Below are 15946 nucleotides of genomic sequence, written 5' to 3'. Positions count from 1 at the left end.
CGAGAACACTGCTCCGCGGGGCACTGCGGAGCAGAACACTGCTCAGGAGGCGAGGACCATGGGGAACGGGGCTCTCAGCGGTGCGGTGGTCGTGGTGGCAGGCGCGGGCGGACCCGCCGGCCGGGCGGCGCTGCTCAGGCTCGCCGAGGCCGGCGCGACCGTCGTCGGTGCGGACAACGATCCCGAGCGCCTGGCCGAGGCCGTCGACGCGGCCCGCTACGGGGCCGGCGGCGCCGCCGTCACCGGCGAGCCGGTCGACCTGCTCGACCTGGACTCGACCCGGGACTGGGCGCAGCGCGTCGAGAAGGACTTCGGCCGCATCGACGGCGTGGTCCACCTCGTCGGCGGCTGGCGGGGCAGCGAGACGTTCATCAAGACCAGCCTGGACGACTGGGACTTCCTGGAACTGCTGCTGGTCAAGACCGTGCAGCACACCTCGCTCGCCTTCTTCGAGGCCCTCCAGCGCAGCGATCTGGGCCGGTACGTGCTGATCAGCGCCTCCGGGGCCACGAAGCCCACCGCGGGCAACGCCGCGTACGCCGCCGCCAAGGCCGCCGCCGAGGCCTGGACCCTCGCCCTCGCCGACGCCTTCCGCAAGGCCGGGGGCGCCGAGGGCCCGACCTCCGCGGCTGCGATCCTGGTGGTGAAGGCGCTGGTGCACGACGCGATGCGCGCCGACCGCCCCAACGCGAAGTTCGCGGGCTTCACGGACGTCAAGGACCTGGCCGAGGCCATCGCCGGCGTCTGGGAGAAGTCCGCCCGGGAAGTGAACGGACAGCGTCTGTGGCTCACCGAGAAGCCGTGAACCCCGCGAAGACCGACGCCCGTCGCCGTCACGACCCCGAGGTCCGCGGTTTCGCCAGCGACAACTACGCCGGGGCCCACCCGGAGGTGATGGCCGCCCTGGCCCTGGCCAACGGCGGTCATCAGGTGGCGTACGGCGAGGACGACTACACGGGGAACCTCCAGCAGATCGTCCGCAGCCACTTCGGGTCCACTGCGGAGGCCTTCCCGGTCTTCAACGGCACCGGGGCCAACGTCGTGGCGCTCCAGGCGGTCACCGACCGCTGGGGCGCGGTGATCTGCGCGGAGAGCGCCCACATCAACGTGGACGAGGGCGGCGCGCCCGAGCGCATGGGCGGCCTCAAGCTGCTCACCGTCCCTACGCCCGACGGCAAGCTCACGCCCGAGCTGATCGACCGGCAGGCCTGGGGATGGGAGGACGAGCACCGCGCGATGCCGCAGGTCGTCTCGATCACCCAGAGCACGGAACTCGGCACGCTCTACACGCCCGACGAGATCCGGGCGATCTGCGACCACGCCCACGAGCACGGCATGAAGGTCCACCTCGACGGCTCCCGGATAGCCAACGCGGCCGCCTCCCTGGACGTCCCGATGCGGACGTTCACCAACGCGGTCGGCGTCGACATCCTGTCCCTGGGCGGCACCAAGAACGGCGCGCTGTTCGGCGAGGCCGTCGTGGTCATCGACCAGGACGCCGTGCGTCGGATGAAGCACCTGCGCAAGCTGTCCATGCAGCTCGCCTCGAAGATGCGCTTCGTGTCGGTGCAGCTGGAGGCCCTGCTCGCCAAGGACCTGTGGCTGCGCAACGCACGCCACGCCAACGAGATGGCGCAGCGCCTCGCCGAGGGGGTGCGGGCCGTGCACGGCGTGGAGATCCTGTACCCGGTGCAGTCCAACGGTGTCTTCGCGCGGCTCCCGCACGACGTGAGCGAACGGCTGCAGAAGAAGTTCCGGTTCTACTTCTGGGACGAGGCGGCGGGCGACGTGCGGTGGATGTGCGCGTTCGACACGACCGAGGAGGACGTGGACGCGTTCGTCGCAGCCCTGAAGGAGGAGATGGCCCGGTAGGGCCTCCCGCCCGGCGGCAGGACAACGGCGCTCACTGCATAGGTATGCGATCACCTGAAAAGTCATTGACTCTCAGGTGATCGTTTTCCTATGCTCTCCAGCCATGGAGCTGATCCAGGAGAACCCCGACCTGTCCGCCTATCTGGCTGCCGACGAGGTCATCGACCACGGTCACCCGGTGGTGCGGGCCACCGCCGAACGCCTCGCGCGGGACGCCGAGGACTCGTATGTCTATGCACGACTGGCCTTTGAGTTCGTGCGCGACGCCATCCCTCACTCGCAGGACGCCGGAGACCCGCGGGTGACCTGGCGCGCCTCGGACGTCCTGGAGCGGCGGACGGGGATCTGCTACGCCAAGGCCCACGCGCTGGCCGCGCTGCTGCGGGCCGAGGACATCCCGACCGCGCTGTGCTACCAGCGGTTCGCACGCGACGAGGGGGACGGCCACGTCCTGCACGGACTCGTCGCGGTGCGCTTCCGCGGGGCGTGGCACCGCCAGGACCCGCGCGGCAACAAACCGGGCGTGGACGCGCGGTTCTCCCTGGACGGCGAACGGCTCGCCTTCCGCACCGACGCCGGGGCGGGCGAGGCGGACTACCCCGGCCTCTACGCCGCGCCGCATCCGGGCGTCCTCGAAGCGCTGCGCACCGCCGCCGACCGGCCGCAACTGTGGAAGAACCTCCCCACCGCGCTGTGAGGCCCCCCGTGCTCGCCCGGCGTGCTCCGTCCGGCTCCCGGAAAACGCGTAGGCCCTCTCCGGGGAGAGGGCCTACGTCGCGGGAGGGGCGGGACTCAGCTCGCCTCGGCCGCGCGCACCTGCTCCGGGGTGGGCGCGGCGCCGCCCAGGTGGGCCGGCATCCACCAGGTGTCGTTCGCGTCCTTGGGGCGCACCGGGTAGGCACGCTGAGCGGCCTCCAGCAACTCCTGGACGCGCTCGCGCAGCTGACGGGTGAGGGCGCCCGCGTACTTGTCGCGGGAGGCCTCGACGGCCTCGCCGACGCGGATGGTGATGGGGGTGTGGCTGCGCTTGAAGTTGCGCGGGTGGCCCTTTGTCCAGAGCCGCTGCGTACCCCACAGGGCCACCGGGATCAGCGGGACGCCCGCCTCCTGGGCCATCCGGGCCGCACCGGACTTGAAGCTCTTCAGCGTGAAGGACTGGGAGATGGTCGCCTCGGGGAAGACCCCGACGATCTCGCCGGAGCGCAGCGACTCCAGCGCGTGCTGGTAGGCCGTCTCGCCCTGGTTGCGGTCCACCGGGATGTGCTTCATTCCGCGCATCAGCGGACCGGAGATCCTGTGGCGGAAGACGGACTCCTTCGCCATGAAGCGAACGAGACGTTTCTGCGGGAGGGCGGCCAGGCCGTCGAAGATGAAGTCGAGGTAGCTGATGTGATTGCTCACCAGCACGGCTCCACCCGAGCGCGGGATGTTCTCCGACCCCTTGCAGTCGATCTTGAGGTCCCAGACCTTGAACAACGTCTGGGCGAGGCCGACGACGGGGCGGTAGACAAGCTCTGCCATGGGTGGGGCGGACCCTTCCTTCTCTCTGCCGAGGAGACCTCCGACGGCAAAGTTACGCTGCCGTAGGTTTGCGGCATCTCGCAGATCGTGCCCCAAGAACGGCCGGGGAGCCAGCCCTGGTGCCCGGGAACGGCGAGATTCTCGTCACGTCAACCCCTTTGATCCTCCTCTCGATCCACCTCGCTCTTTTAGATCGTCTTTACGTACTTATTCCGCACGCACCGCGACCCGCCGTACGAGCAGGTACATCTCGCATCCCAGGCAGTACCCGAAAGCGGCGTTGAGGAACGCGGCCGCCAGAGCCGCGCCGGTCGCGGCGATACCGAGCCAGTGCGGCCCCAGGGCGAATCCGGTCAGGCCGACGCAGGCGAACGCGAGCCCCACCGCCTGGGCGAAGCGCGGCGGCTGCGGCGCCTCGAACTCCGTGGGCGGACCGATCCAGGGGCGAACGGCCGTGCGGAACACCCAGCCGTAGGGCGAACGCCCCGGCCCGCCCGCCGCGCCGAGCGCGAACGCCAGCGTCTGCCAGGCCAGCAGCCAGACGTTCCCGGTGATCAGGACGACCGCGAGCACTACGGTCGTCACGGTGGCCCCGAAGCGCGGGCCCCTCGCGTCGATGTCCATGAATCAAGCATTCCGCAACGGAGACGATTCCCGGGCTCGGGAATCTTTGCGGTCTCGTGAACGCTGGAGCGGCAGATGACCGGACTGGTGGTGTGCGTGGCGGTGCTCGCGGCGGCGAGCGCCTTCGGAGTGCTGCAGCGGCGGCGGAGCGGGAGGGTGCGGGTGCGCGGGCGCGACGAGGGCAGACGGATCGGAGCGGACCGCCTCGGGGCGGAGCTCGGGGAACGCGCCACGCTCGTTCAGTTCTCGAGCGCGTTCTGCGCGCCCTGCCGGGCCACCCGCCGGATCCTGGGCGAGGTGGCGGCGGCGGTCCCCGGGGTCGCCCACATCGAGATCGACGCCGAGGCGCACCTCGGCCTCGTGCGCGAGCTCGACATCGTCAGGACGCCGACGGTCCTGGTGCTCGACGCCGAGGGTCGGATCGTCCGGCGCGCCGCCGGTCAGCCCCGCAAGGCCGACGTCGTCGCGGCCCTGGGGGAGGCGGTGTGACCGCCTCGTGGGGGACGGTGAGGCATCTCCCAGATGCCGCTGCGCACTTGACTGCGGCCGCCGCCCCTCGTCAGCCTGGCCCCATGTTTGAGGAACTCCTTCTCCACGGACGAGCCCACGTCGACCTGGGCCGTACCGCGAGCGCGTGCTGTCCGGCCCGTTGAGCATCCACGGACCCCGACACCCCTCCCCGCAGAAGGACAACTTCATGACGGCCGTGCCCGGCCTCGGCGCCCCCCAGCTCGCCTCGCCCGATCTCCTGCGCTCCGTCTTCCGGCGGCACGCGGCCGGAGTCGCCGTGATCACCGCGGCCGCGCCGGACGGTCCGGTGGGCTTCACCGCCACCTCCCTCAGCTCCGTCTCCGCCCAGCCCCCGATGCTCTCCTTCGGCATCGGCACCGGCGCCTCCAGCTGGCCGGCGGTCTCCCGCGCGCGGCATGTCGGCGTCCACATACTCGGCGAGCACCAGCAGGAGCTCGCCGCCACCTTCGCCCGCAGCGGCGCGGACCGTTTCGGCCCGCCCACCGCCTGGCGCGAGGGGCCGGAGGGCGTACCCGTCCTCGACGGCGTGCTCGCGTGGCTGGTGTGCCGCGTCGTCACGCGGGTGCCCGCCGGAGACCACCGGATCGTGCTGGCCGAGGTGGTGCTGGGGGACCCGGAGGGAGCGGGTCGTCCGCTGCTGTACCACCAGGGGCGCTTCACGGCTCTGCGGGATTGATCACGGCCGCGGTCCGCTGCGGAGTCGTCGGGTTCCGGTTACGCTGCGTTGCGAAGGTCACAGTTCAAAGCGCTTGCTTAGCGGGAACGCACTGGGTGTACTGACGAGTAATATTTCGCTCGGGAGCGCAGGCCGCCCCAACCGGGATCGGCCGCTTGTGACGCCTATGCTGCCTGGAAGAAGGCAGCCGTAACTGACGATGCAGTAGGAGAGCCGGCGTGAGCTTGAGGATCGTTGTCACTGTGAAGTACGTGCCCGACGCCACTGGCGACCGGCACTTCGCCGATGACCTGACCGTCGACCGGGACGACGTGGACGGTCTGCTCTCCGAGCTCGACGAGTACGCGGTCGAGCAGGCGCTGCAGATCTCCGAGAACTCCGACGACGACGTGGAGATCACCGTCCTGACGGTGGGCCCCGAGGACGCCAAGGACGCGCTGCGCAAGGCCCTCTCCATGGGCGCCGACAAGGCGGTCCACGTCGAGGACGACGACCTGCACGGCACCGATGCCATCGGCACCTCCCTGGTGCTGGCCAAGGCGATCGAGAAGGCCGGCTACGACCTGGTGATCTCCGGTCTGGCCTCCACCGACGGCACCATGGGCGTCGTCCCGGCCCTGCTGGCCGAGCGCCTGGGAGTCCCGCAGGTCACCCTGCTCTCGGAGGTGTCGGTCGAGGACGGCACGGTCAAGGGCCGCCGCGACGGCGACGCCGCCTCCGAGCAGCTCGAGGCGTCCCTGCCGGCCGTCGTGTCGGTCACCGACCAGTCGGGTGAAGCGCGCTACCCGTCCTTCAAGGGCATCATGGCGGCGAAGAAGAAGCCGGTTCAGTCCTGGGACCTGTCGGACCTGGACCTGGAGGCCGGGGAAGTCGGTCTCGAGGGCGCGTGGACCGCGGTCGAGTCCGCGACCCAGCGCCCCGCCCGCACCGCGGGCACGATCGTCAAGGACGAGGGCGAGGGCGGCAAGCAGCTCGCCGAGTTCCTCGCGGGCCAGAAGTTCATCTAAAAAGCCCCTCGCCGACCGCCCCCTCAACTTCGTTTCGCAGGAGAGCAAATCCCATGGCTGAAGTCCTCGTCTACGTCGACCACGTGGACGGCGCCGTCCGCAAGCCCACCCTGGAGCTGCTGACGCTGGCCCGCCGCATCGGCGAGCCCGTCGCGGTCGCGCTGGGCGCCGGCGCCGAGAGCACCGCCGCCGCGCTGGCCGAGCACGGCGCCACCCGGGTCCTCACCCACGACGCCTCCGAGTACGCCGACTACCTCGTCGTGCCGAAGGTGGACGCGCTGCAGGCCGCCGTCGCCGCCGTCTCCCCGGCCGCCGTCCTCGTCCCGTCCTCCGCCGAGGGCAAGGAGATCGCCGCCCGTCTGGCGCTGCGCATCGGCTCCGGCATCATCACCGACGCCGTCGACCTCGAGGCCGGCGACGAGGGCCCGGTGGCCACACAGTCGGTGTTCGCCGCGTCCTTCTCGACCAAGTCCCGCGTCTCCAAGGGCACCCCGGTCATCACCGTCAAGCCCAACTCGGCCGCGGTCGAGGCCGCTCCCGCCGCCGGCGCGGTCGAGGCCCTCGCCGTCACCTTCTCGGCGCAGGCCACCGGCACCAAGATCACCGGCCGTACCCCGCGCGAGTCGACCGGCCGTCCGGAGCTGACCGAGGCCGCGATCGTCGTCTCCGGCGGCCGTGGCGTCAACGGCGCGGAGAACTTCGGACTCATCGAGGCCCTCGCCGACTCGCTCGGCGCGGCCGTCGGCGCCTCCCGCGCCGCGGTGGACGCCGGCTGGTACCCGCACACCAACCAGGTCGGCCAGACCGGCAAGAGCGTCTCCCCGCAGCTCTACATCGCCAACGGCATCTCCGGCGCGATCCAGCACCGCGCCGGCATGCAGACCTCGAAGACCATCGTCGCCGTCAACAAGGACGCCGAGGCCCCGATCTTCGACCTGGTCGACTACGGCGTCGTCGGCGACCTCTTCGACGTCGTCCCCCAGCTCACCGAGGAGATCAAGACCCGCAAGGGCTGATCACCCGGCGGTCGCGGAACCGCACCGGGCCCCCGTGACCTCCCCGGTCGCGGGGGCCTTCGCTCATCCCAGGGTCAGCGAGGCCTGCACGGGAAGATGGTCGCTCGGGTACTGACCGTCCACGCTGAAGGTGTCGGTCCACTCCCGCTGGACGCGGACGCCGGGCGTCGCGAGGATCCAGTCGATGCGGCCCCCGTTCGGCGTCAGCGGCTTGTACCCGTGGTACGTGGCGTACGCGTCGCCCCGTGTGCGGGCCGTGTCCCAGGTGTCCACCAGGCCGGCGGCGAGCAGCCTGTCGTAGACCGGGTTCGCGTGCGCGAGGGTGTTGAAGTCGCCGGTCAGCAGCAGCGGCAGCGAGGGGTCGAACCGGGAGATCCGCGCGGCGATGAGTGCGGCGGATCGTTCGCGCGCGTACTGGCTCGCGTTGTCGAGATGGGTGTTGAGCACGCAGAACTGTCGCCCCGAGTCCAGGAGATCGCGGAAGCGGACCCAGGTGACCATGCGGGGATGGCCACCGCCCCAGGTGTTGGAGCCGCGCACCCCTGGAGTGTCGGAGAGCCAGAAGTGCTCGTACTCGGCCGGGGCGAGCCGGCGCCTGTCGTAGAAGACGGCCACCGCCTCGTCGGCGCCCACGCCGCGGCTGGTACCGATCCAGTCGTAGTGCGGTGCGAGGTCGGCCGCGATGTCCCGCAACTGCTTCGGGCGGCCCTCCTGGGTGCCGATGACGTGCGGGGCCGCCCGCTGCAGCAACGCCCGCATCACGGGGCGGCGGACGGACCAGCTGTGGGGCCTGCGGGCGGAGGCGAAGCGAAGATTGAACGTCATGACCTCGAGCGAGGGGACGGGCACGGGCCGGAGCAGCTCGCGGGGCAGGCTCTCCTGCCGGGCCGCGGACGCCCCTGCCGTGCCGATCAGAGGAGCGGCGGCCACGGCGGCCAGCACGGTCCTCAGCCCCGCCCGCCGGGTCGGCCTGCCGCTCCTCGTCATGCGTCCCCCTCGTCTCCGGTCCCGCGCGCGCCCCGTGAGACAGGATGAAGGGGGGAACTGTCGTACGGAAGAGGGCGTGGGTGCGGCGAGAGGCGCGGGGGCGACACCGTGGACAGGGTGTTGACCCACCGGAAGACGCCCGGATAACTTCATTCTACGGATTGTTGATTCCGTACAGCGGAAAACTGGAGGATGCGGAATGGGTCAGGGCAGGCAGGAGACGGTGGCGACGAGCCTCGCGGGCGCCGTCAGCGAGAAGATCAGCGCGTCCCTGGCCCCGGTCGACGCCGAACTCGACCGCCGCTATCCCGGCGACCCCGGCACCCGCCAGCCCGTCCACACCGTCTACGTCCCCGGCGACGTCTTCGACGGCGGCACGATCCGCTCCTGGGGCGACCAGGCCCTCGCGGCCCTCGACGAGCACGCCCCCGACGCGGCCTCCTTCGCCGCCTGTCTCGGCCTGTCCGACGACCTCGCCGAGCCGGTGTACGCGCGCGTGCGGGCCAAGCTGGAAGGCGAGCCCGTCGAAGACCTGAGGGTCGACTTCGAGGACGGCTACGGACCCCGCCCGGACGCGGAGGAGGACGAGGCGGCCGCCAGGGCGGCCCGGCTGATCGCGCGGGCGTACGCCGAGGGCGCCGCCGCCCCCTACATGGGCATCCGCATGAAATGCATGGAGGCCGCGGTACGCGACCGGGGCATCCGCACCCTCGACGTCTTCCTCACCGGCCTGGCGGACGCCGGCGGCCTGCCCGACGGTCTGGTCCTCACCCTGCCGAAGGTGACGTACCCGGAGCAGGTCACCGCCATGGTCCGGCTTCTGGAGGCCTTCGAGGAGGCGCGCGGTCTGACCCCCGGGCGGCTCGGCTTCGAAATCCAGATCGAGACCAGCCAGTCCATCCTCGCCGCCGACGGCACCGCCGCGGTCGCCCGCATGATCCAGGCGGCCGAGGGCAGGGCCACCGGCCTGCACTACGGCACCTTCGACTACAGCGCCTGCCTCGGCGTCTCCGCCGCCCACCAGGCGAGCGACCACCCCGCCGCCGACCATGCCAAGGCGGTCATGCAGGTCGCGGCCGCGGGCACCGGTGTGCGCGTCTCGGACGGCTCCACGAACGTCCTGCCGGTCGGCCCGACCGCACAGGTCCACGACGCCTGGCGGCTGCACTACGGCCTCACCCGTCGTGCCCTGGCCCGCGCCTACTACCAGGGCTGGGACATGCACCCGGGCCACCTGCCCACCCGTTACGCGGCCGTCTTCGCCTTCTACCGCGAGGGCTTCGTCCAGGCCGCCGAGCGGCTGTCCCGGTACGCCGCCCGGGCCGGCGGCGACGTGATGGACGAGCCGGCGACCGCCAAGGCCCTCAGCGGCTATCTGCTGCGCGGTCTGGACTGCGGCGCACTCGACCCTGCCGAGGTGGACGAGGCGACCGGGCTGACCCGGCCGGCGCTGGAAGCGTTCGCCTCGCCGCGCCGCGGGGATCTCACCGTCGCCGCGCAGTAGTACCCGGAGCGGGGCGGACGCGGGCCTTCCCAGGGGCGAGGAGGCGCCCGGCCGGTGGGGCGGGGCCTCCTCGCCGAGGACCGGCGCCGCGCGACGACACGCGCGGCCCCCGCCCCGCCCCCCTCCCGGCCGCTGCCGGGCGGCGACTACTGCTGCGGGAACTCGTACGGGCGCGTGATGATCTCCATGCCGTGCCCGGCGGGATCCATGAAGTACACGCCCCGGCCGCCGTGGTGATGGTTGATCTCACCTGGTTGCCTGCCGTGCGGATCGGCGAAATAGGTGATCCCCGCCCGCTCGATCCGGTCGAAGGCGGCGTCGAACTCCTCGTCGGAGACGAGGAAGGCGTAGTGCTGCATGACGATCGACTCCGCCGGGATCGCGGCGAAGTCCAGGGTGACCCCGTTGCCGGTGGCCACCGGGACGAACGGGCCCCACTCGGCCCCGACTTCGAGTCCCAGGATGTGGGCGAGGAACTCGGCGGACTCCCGGTTGTCCCGGGAATGGATGATGGTGTGGTTCAACTCGACTGACATGTGTGATTGCCTCCGTAAGGCAAACTCACGGGCGCCTCCATGCCTCACCCGGCCGGTGACCGACACGCGACGCCGTTCGATCACCCTAACGGACGCGCAGGTGCTCCAGGCCGGAAGCGGTCACTCTCTTCTCCAGTGCGAACAGCCGTGTCCCCTGCTCGCAGCGCCGTGCGTCGGCTCGGGCCCGGGCACAGAACTCCTCCGGCGTGGCTCCGAACAGCCGCCGCAACTCCGCCGACTCTGCCAGGAGTTCCGTGATCAGGGCGCGCTGTCCGGGATGTCTGCGCGCAACGCCCGAGCCGTCGTGCAGCACGCCGTGGTGATTCACATAGGCGAACGCATCGAGGAGTGCCTCGCCGTTCTCCAGCTCGACCCGGAACCCGGGCGCCGGCAGCAGGACCCGGTCGTAGTTCGGCTCGGTCGCGTCGAGCACGTCGAGCTGGCCGGCGTCCAGCCAGATGACGAACAGCTCCCGGGTGACGGCGGGGGCGTGGACGGGAGACGCGGACACGTATCCGGCCCGGCTGATGTGCGCCGACACCCCCACCTCCACGCCCGTCACCCGCGCCCTCGTCATCGGGACGGCTGCGGAGACGTCGAACGCGGCCAGCTTGAGCCGCAGTTGGGCGGGGCTGGCGTTGGAGCCGACGGCCACCACCGGAGTCCGGCCCGGATGCGTCAGCCGGTCCAGCGGCAGCCACTCGTCCCCGTCGAGCAGGCCGGACCGGTCCGGCCACACCCCCGGATAGCTCAGCGGGCGGTCGCGCGGCGCCTCGGCCAGCCCCAGCGCCTCCAGGGTGCGACGCGCGCCGCGGGCGTCCACGACCGGCTCAGTCCGCCGGCGGCAGCTCGCCCGAGCCGCGCGCGACGAGCCGGATGGGCACTTCGATCCGCTCGGGCACCAGCAGGGTGCCGTCCAGTTGCCGGAACAGGCGTTCCGCGGCGGTACGGCCGAGCGTGGCCGCGTCCTGGGCGACCACGGTGACACCGGGCTGCAACAGGTCGGCGAGCTCCAAATCGTCGAAGGCCACCAGCGCGGTCCGGCGGGTCTGCTCGGCGAGCACCCGGATCACGGTGACCGTCACCCGGTTGTTGCCGGAGAAGACCGCCGTCACCGGCGCGGGACCGGCCAGCATCTCCTCGGCCGCCCGCCGCACCCGCACCGGATCGGTCGCACCCAGGGACATCCAGGCGTCCTCGACCGGTATCCCGGCCTCCTCCATCGCCGCGCGGTAGCCGCGCAGACGCTCGGCGGCGGTGTGGATGCGCGGCATGTCGCCGATGAAGCCGATCCGGCGGTGCCCGTGCGCCAGCAGATGGGCCACGCCCTCCCTGGCCCCTCCGAAGTTGTCCGACAGGACGCAGTCGGCGTCGATCCGCCCGGCCGGCCGGTCCACGAACACCGTGGCCACTCCCGCCTTGATCTCGGGCTCCAGATAGCGGTGGTCGTCCCCTGCCGGGATCACCACCAGTCCGTCCACCCGGCGTGCGCAGAGCGCGAGCGCCAGTTCCTGCTCGCGGTCCGGGTCCTCGGCGCTGGAGCCGTTGATGAGCAGCGCCCCGTGCGCCCGGGCCACCTCCTCCACCGCGCGGCTGAGCTGCCCGTAGAACGGGTCGGCGAGGTCCTCCAGGACCAGCCCGATGCTGGCCGTGCGGCCCTTGCGCAGCACCCGCGCACTGTCGTTGCGGCGGAAGCCGAGCGCGTCGATGGCCTCCTGGACGCGCCGTTCCGTCTCGGGCGTGACCCCCGGCTCGCCGTTCACCACGCGCGACACGGTCTTGAGGCCGACTCCGGCCCGAGCTGCCACGTCCTTCATGGTGGGACGGTTGCCGTAACGATTCTCGGGCCGGCGCTGCGTCTCGGGCACGATGCTGTGTCCTGTCCTGTCGTCCACGGGGGCGGTCACGCACGCCTTCCACAGAATGTTGCGCACGGGGGGTGCGTGGCCCCTGGGTCTGTATGAGGATGTGGCGTCGAGCATAGAGCCTGGACAACGTTGTCAGGTGCGGGGGACACTGTCCGTCGCAAACTCCGGCCTGCGTCCCCCATACCGCTGGACCGGCAGCTCTTTTCCATGGTGGACGGGGAGAACCCAGACTGATGCAGACCGACCTCGTGGCCGCGCTGGACATCGGCGGCACCAAGATCGCCGGTGCGCTGGTGGAAGGCGACGGAACGATCCTGGCACGCTCCCAGCGTCCCACTCCGGCGCAGGAGAGCGGCGACACCGTGATGCGCGCCGTCGGGGAGGTGCTGGGTGAGCTGACCGCGTCGCCACGGTGGGAGCGCGTCCACGCCGTGGGCATCGGCAGCGCCGGGCCGGTGGACGCATCCGCGGGCACGGTCAGCCCGGTGAACGTGCCGGGCTGGCGGGACTTCCCGCTGGTCGAGCGGGTCCGGGCGGCGACCGGAGGGCTGCCGGTCGAGCTGATCGGCGACGGCGTCGCGATCACCGCGGCGGAGCACTGGCAGGGCGCCGCGCGCGGCCACGACAACGCGCTGTGCATGGTGGTCTCCACCGGCGTCGGCGGAGGCCTGGTCCTGGGCGGCCGGCTGCACCCGGGGCCCACGGGCAACGCGGGACACATCGGCCACATCAGCGTCGAACTCGACGGCGACGCGTGCCCGTGCGGGGCGCGCGGCTGCGTGGAACGCATCGCGAGCGGCCCCAACATCGCCCGACGGGCGCTGGAGAACGGCTGGCTGCCCGGCCCCGACGGCGACGTCTCCGCGGCCTCGGTGGCCGCCGCCGCCCGCGCGGGCGACCCGGTCGCCGTGGCCTCCTTCGAACGGGCCGCCCAGGCCCTGGCCGCCGGCATCGCGGCCACCGCGACCCTCGTCGAGATCGACATCGCGGTGGTCGGCGGCGGTGTCGGCAAGGCGGGTGAGGTGCTCTTCGCGCCGTTGCGCCTGGCCCTGCGGGACTACGCCACCCTCTCCTTCGTCCGCCGCCTGACGGTGACTCCCGCGCAGATGGGCACCGACGCGGGCCTGGTGGGAGCGGCGGCGGCCGCCCTGGCGGCGCAAGGAGCGGGGGCCGTCACCACGACGGCAGCGGTCTGACGGGACGAAGAAGGAACGTTCCGGCCAACGTCTCTGCGCTTGCTGGAGGTGCCGGTGCCGGTGCCGGTGCCGTTGGTGCTGGTGGCGGGGTCCGTGCCGTTGGTGAGGGGGCCGTGCCGTCCTCCGTCACGGCGCCGCCGGTTCCCGCGGCGGGGGCGGGCCTCAGCCCACGCCCACCTCTGTCGCGACGAGCGGGTCCCAGCCGCTGCGCGCGGGGATGTCCTCGCGCGCCGCACGCCAGGCGGCCGGAACGCCCGCGGTGCCGATGCGGGCCGCGACGACTCCCCCCACGATCGCGCAGGTGGTGTCGCGGTCACCCCATCCGCCCACCGTCTCCCACAGGGCCTCGGGCAGGTCGTCCAGATGGCCCGCGGCGCACCAGAGGGCGAACGGCACGGTGTCGGGAGCGGAGATCAGCCGCCCCGACCCCAACACCGACGCCGCGTGGCGCACCGAGGTGTGCCCGGGCAGGCCGGCGGCCACCAGCAGCCCGGAGCGGACGTCGCCGTCCGTCAGATGACCGGCCACCTCCCGCAGGAACGCGGCGCGCGGCGGAACGTCCCGACCGTCGAGGCCGGCGGCCAGCGCGGCGGCGACCGCCACGGCCACCGCGCCCGCCACCGCCTCCGGATGGGCGTGGGTCGCGAGCGCGGACAGCCGGGCCTGCTCGCGGGCCGTGCCCGGGTCGCCCCGGAACCAGGCGCCGAGCGGGGCCACCCGCATGGCGGCGCCGTTGCCGTGCGAACCCTGTCCGCCGAACTGGCCGGTGGTCACCGCGCGCCAGTCCTCGCCCTCGGCGACGCGCCGCAGCACGCCGTGCATGGACGGGCCGTACTTACGCCCCGGGTCACGGCCGTACTCGGCGGCGAACTCGGTCGCCAGATCGCCCGGCCGGACCTCTCCGTGGGCCGTCAGGTGGGCGAACAGCACGAAGGCCATCGCCGAGTCGTCCGTCCACAGCCAGGGTGCGGGACGCGGCTCGCGAGCCGCCCACAGTTCCTCCGCGGGCTCGTCGGAGCGGGTGAACCAGGCGTCGCCGAACGCGTCTCCCATCACGAGCCCGTCCAGGCCGGCGTGGGCGTGGGGCGGACCGTTCATGGCACAACTCCTCGATGACGTCGGCGATCACGGCATTCTCGCCGCCGGCCGGTGGTCCGCGCGAACGGATTGCCGGGCCGGGCGTGACTCCGGGCCCGCTCGCGCAGTTGATCCGCGCATGAAGAAGCGCAGCATGCTCGCCATCGCCTCCCTCGCCACCGGCTTCGTCGTCGCGGCGATCAGCCCCTCGCACGGCCTGGCCGCCGACGACCTCGACGGACTGAACGTAGGAGACACGCTCAGCTCGCTCGACCACACCCTCTCCAGCGACAGCCTCGCCGTGGACGACGATGCCCTCGGGCAGACCGACTGACGGACCGCCCCCGAGGCCACGACGCCGGCGCCCCACCGCGAGGGGCGCCGGCGTCGGCGCGTCCGCGCGTTCTCAACGCGAACTGGTTTCCGGGGCAGGGTGGAGCGGGCAAGCCACAGGGGGCCGACAGAAGAGGGGGAACCGTGACCGTCGTCTGGATCAACGGCGCGTTCGGTGCGGGAAAGACGACCACCGCACGGGAGCTGATCGACCTGATCCCGAACAGCACGTTCTTCGACCCCGAGGTCGTCGGCGCGGCGCTCCCGCACCTGCTGCCGCCCAAGCGCCTCGCCGAGGTCGGCGACTACCAGGACCTGCCGATCTGGCGGCGACTCGTGATCGACACGGTGGCCGCGCTCCTCGCCGAACTGGGTGGAACCCTCGTCGTCCCCATGACGTTGCTGCGGCAGGAGTACCGCGACGAGATCTTCGGCGGTCTCGCGGCCCGCCGCATCGCTGTCCGGCACGTGCTTCTCGCTCCGGCGGAAACGATCCTGCGCGAGCGGATAGCCGGCCGGGAGATCCCCGTGGACCTCCCCGACGGTGAGATACGGGTGCGGCAGTGGTCGTACGACCACATCGAGCCCTACCGCGCCGCCCTCGCGTCCTGGCTCACCGCCGACGCCCACCTCGTGGACAACGGCGCCCTCACCCCGCACGCGACCGCCGTCCGGATCGCCGAGGCGGTCGGCAGCGGCGCCGTGTCCGCGTGCGACATCGTGCAGACCCCCGAGCCCACCGCCGAGACGCTGGCCGCCGGGGTGCTCCTTTTCGACGACCGGGACCGGGTGCTGCTCGTCGACCCGACCTACAAGCCCGGCTGGGAGTTTCCCGGCGGTGTGGTGGAACCCGGCGAGGCGCCCGCGCGCGCGGGCATCCGCGAGGTCGAGGAGGAGACCGGGATCCGGCTGGCGGACGTTCCCCCGCTGCTCGTCGTCGACTGGGAGCGGCCCGCGCCGCCCCGCTACGGGGGCCTGCGGCTTCTCTTCGACGGCGGCCGGCTCGACGCCGCTGCCGTCGACGGGCTGCTGCTGCCCGGCCCCGAGCTGCGGGCCTGGCGCTTCGTGACGGAGGAGGAGGCCGCCGACCTGCTGCCGCCGGTCCGCTACGAGCGGCTGCGCTGGGCGCTGCGGGCCCGTGAGCGCGGGGCCGCGCTCTACCTCGAGGCCGGCGTTCCGCAGGGGTGAGCGCGGCGGT

At 72.3% G+C, this 15946-nt stretch carries 18 protein-coding genes; 11 read left to right on the top strand and 7 right to left on the bottom strand.

Annotated features, from left to right (window positions below):
• Nucleotides 1-58 precede the first annotated feature (58 nt).
• The 3 genes from QF032_RS05585 (at nt 59) to QF032_RS05575 (ending at nt 2569) form a co-directional block, all read left to right on the top strand.
• The gene (locus QF032_RS05585) at nt 59-805 is read left to right on the top strand and encodes an SDR family oxidoreductase (RefSeq protein ID WP_307040577.1); all 747 of its coding nucleotides are present in this window, start codon (nt 59-61) and stop codon (nt 803-805) included.
• Nucleotides 802-1872, top strand: coding sequence for a threonine aldolase family protein (locus QF032_RS05580; protein ID WP_306954655.1), 1071 nt, complete (start codon nt 802-804; stop codon nt 1870-1872). Before QF032_RS05585 ends, QF032_RS05580 begins: the two co-directional genes overlap by 4 nt.
• A 103-nt stretch (nt 1873-1975) precedes the next feature.
• Entirely contained in the window at nt 1976-2569 is a 594-nt protein-coding gene (locus QF032_RS05575) for a transglutaminase domain-containing protein (protein WP_307040575.1), read from the top strand.
• A 95-nt stretch (nt 2570-2664) separates the two neighbouring features.
• Here QF032_RS05575 and QF032_RS05570 read toward each other — a convergent pair whose 3' ends face one another.
• Both QF032_RS05570 and QF032_RS05565 read right to left on the bottom strand, forming a co-directional pair.
• A complete protein-coding gene (locus tag QF032_RS05570) occupies nt 2665-3393 on the bottom strand; it encodes a lysophospholipid acyltransferase family protein (RefSeq protein WP_307055153.1) in 729 nt (242 codons plus the stop codon).
• Nucleotides 3394-3600: 207 nt separating this feature from the next.
• The gene (locus QF032_RS05565; protein WP_307040571.1) at nt 3601-4017 is read right to left on the bottom strand and encodes a DUF4395 domain-containing protein; all 417 of its coding nucleotides are present in this window, start codon (nt 4015-4017) and stop codon (nt 3601-3603) included.
• Between the two features lie 75 nt (nt 4018-4092).
• Between QF032_RS05565 and QF032_RS05560 the strand changes: the two genes are divergently transcribed.
• The 4 genes from QF032_RS05560 to QF032_RS05545 all read left to right on the top strand — a co-directional run bounded on the left by QF032_RS05560 (nt 4093) and on the right by QF032_RS05545 (nt 7247).
• Complete coding sequence (locus QF032_RS05560) at nt 4093-4506, top strand: TlpA family protein disulfide reductase (RefSeq protein ID WP_306954659.1); 414 nt, start codon at nt 4093-4095, stop codon at nt 4504-4506.
• A gap of 208 nt (nt 4507-4714) precedes the next feature.
• A complete protein-coding gene (locus tag QF032_RS05555) occupies nt 4715-5224 on the top strand; it encodes a flavin reductase family protein (RefSeq protein WP_307040569.1) in 510 nt (169 codons plus the stop codon).
• A 218-nt stretch (nt 5225-5442) separates the two neighbouring features.
• Nucleotides 5443-6231, top strand: coding sequence for an electron transfer flavoprotein subunit beta/FixA family protein (locus QF032_RS05550; protein ID WP_306954661.1), 789 nt, complete (start codon nt 5443-5445; stop codon nt 6229-6231).
• A 53-nt stretch (nt 6232-6284) separates the two neighbouring features.
• Entirely contained in the window at nt 6285-7247 is a 963-nt protein-coding gene (locus tag QF032_RS05545; protein ID WP_306954663.1) for an electron transfer flavoprotein subunit alpha/FixB family protein, read from the top strand.
• A 63-nt stretch (nt 7248-7310) separates the two neighbouring features.
• Here the strand turns inward: QF032_RS05545 and QF032_RS05540 are convergent, their stop codons facing one another.
• Nucleotides 7311-8234, bottom strand: a complete 924-nt coding sequence (locus QF032_RS05540; RefSeq protein WP_307055151.1) for an endonuclease/exonuclease/phosphatase family protein — start codon at nt 8232-8234, stop codon at nt 7311-7313.
• A 199-nt stretch (nt 8235-8433) separates the two neighbouring features.
• Between QF032_RS05540 and QF032_RS05535 the strand changes: the two genes are divergently transcribed.
• Nucleotides 8434-9738: a DUF6986 family protein gene (locus QF032_RS05535; RefSeq protein WP_307055145.1), complete on the top strand. Its 1305-nt coding sequence runs from the start codon at nt 8434-8436 to the stop codon at nt 9736-9738.
• Between the two features lie 146 nt (nt 9739-9884).
• On the opposite strand, the gene QF032_RS05530 is transcribed toward QF032_RS05535, so the two are convergent.
• The 3 genes from QF032_RS05530 to QF032_RS05520 all read right to left on the bottom strand — a co-directional run bounded on the left by QF032_RS05530 (nt 9885) and on the right by QF032_RS05520 (nt 12142).
• Complete coding sequence (locus QF032_RS05530) at nt 9885-10274, bottom strand: VOC family protein (RefSeq protein WP_307040563.1); 390 nt, start codon at nt 10272-10274, stop codon at nt 9885-9887.
• An 85-nt stretch (nt 10275-10359) separates the two neighbouring features.
• Entirely contained in the window at nt 10360-11097 is a 738-nt protein-coding gene (locus tag QF032_RS05525) for a hypothetical protein (RefSeq protein WP_307040561.1), read from the bottom strand.
• A gap of 7 nt (nt 11098-11104) precedes the next feature.
• Nucleotides 11105-12142, bottom strand: coding sequence for a LacI family DNA-binding transcriptional regulator (locus QF032_RS05520; RefSeq protein WP_307049930.1), 1038 nt, complete (start codon nt 12140-12142; stop codon nt 11105-11107).
• A 233-nt stretch (nt 12143-12375) separates the two neighbouring features.
• Between QF032_RS05520 and QF032_RS05515 the strand changes: the two genes are divergently transcribed.
• On the top strand, nt 12376-13338 hold the full coding sequence (locus QF032_RS05515; RefSeq protein WP_307055144.1) for an ROK family protein: 963 nt from the start codon (nt 12376-12378) through the stop codon (nt 13336-13338).
• Nucleotides 13339-13500: 162 nt separating this feature from the next.
• Here QF032_RS05515 and QF032_RS05510 read toward each other — a convergent pair whose 3' ends face one another.
• Nucleotides 13501-14436 carry an ADP-ribosylglycohydrolase family protein gene (locus QF032_RS05510; protein ID WP_307040557.1) on the bottom strand — a complete coding sequence of 312 codons (936 nt, stop codon included), beginning with the start codon at nt 14434-14436 and terminating at the stop codon, nt 13501-13503.
• A 118-nt stretch (nt 14437-14554) separates the two neighbouring features.
• Between QF032_RS05510 and QF032_RS05505 the strand changes: the two genes are divergently transcribed.
• Both QF032_RS05505 and QF032_RS05500 read left to right on the top strand, forming a co-directional pair.
• Entirely contained in the window at nt 14555-14749 is a 195-nt protein-coding gene (locus tag QF032_RS05505; protein ID WP_306954672.1) for a hypothetical protein, read from the top strand.
• A 143-nt stretch (nt 14750-14892) separates the two neighbouring features.
• Nucleotides 14893-15936, top strand: a complete 1044-nt coding sequence (locus tag QF032_RS05500; RefSeq protein ID WP_307040556.1) for an NUDIX hydrolase — start codon at nt 14893-14895, stop codon at nt 15934-15936.
• The last annotated feature ends 10 nt before the right edge of the window (nt 15937-15946 follow it).

This window comes from Streptomyces achromogenes, from assembly GCF_030816715.1.
Lineage (GTDB): Bacteria > Actinomycetota > Actinomycetes > Streptomycetales > Streptomycetaceae > Streptomyces > Streptomyces achromogenes_A.
This window is presented reverse-complemented; position numbering and strand designations above follow the sequence as displayed.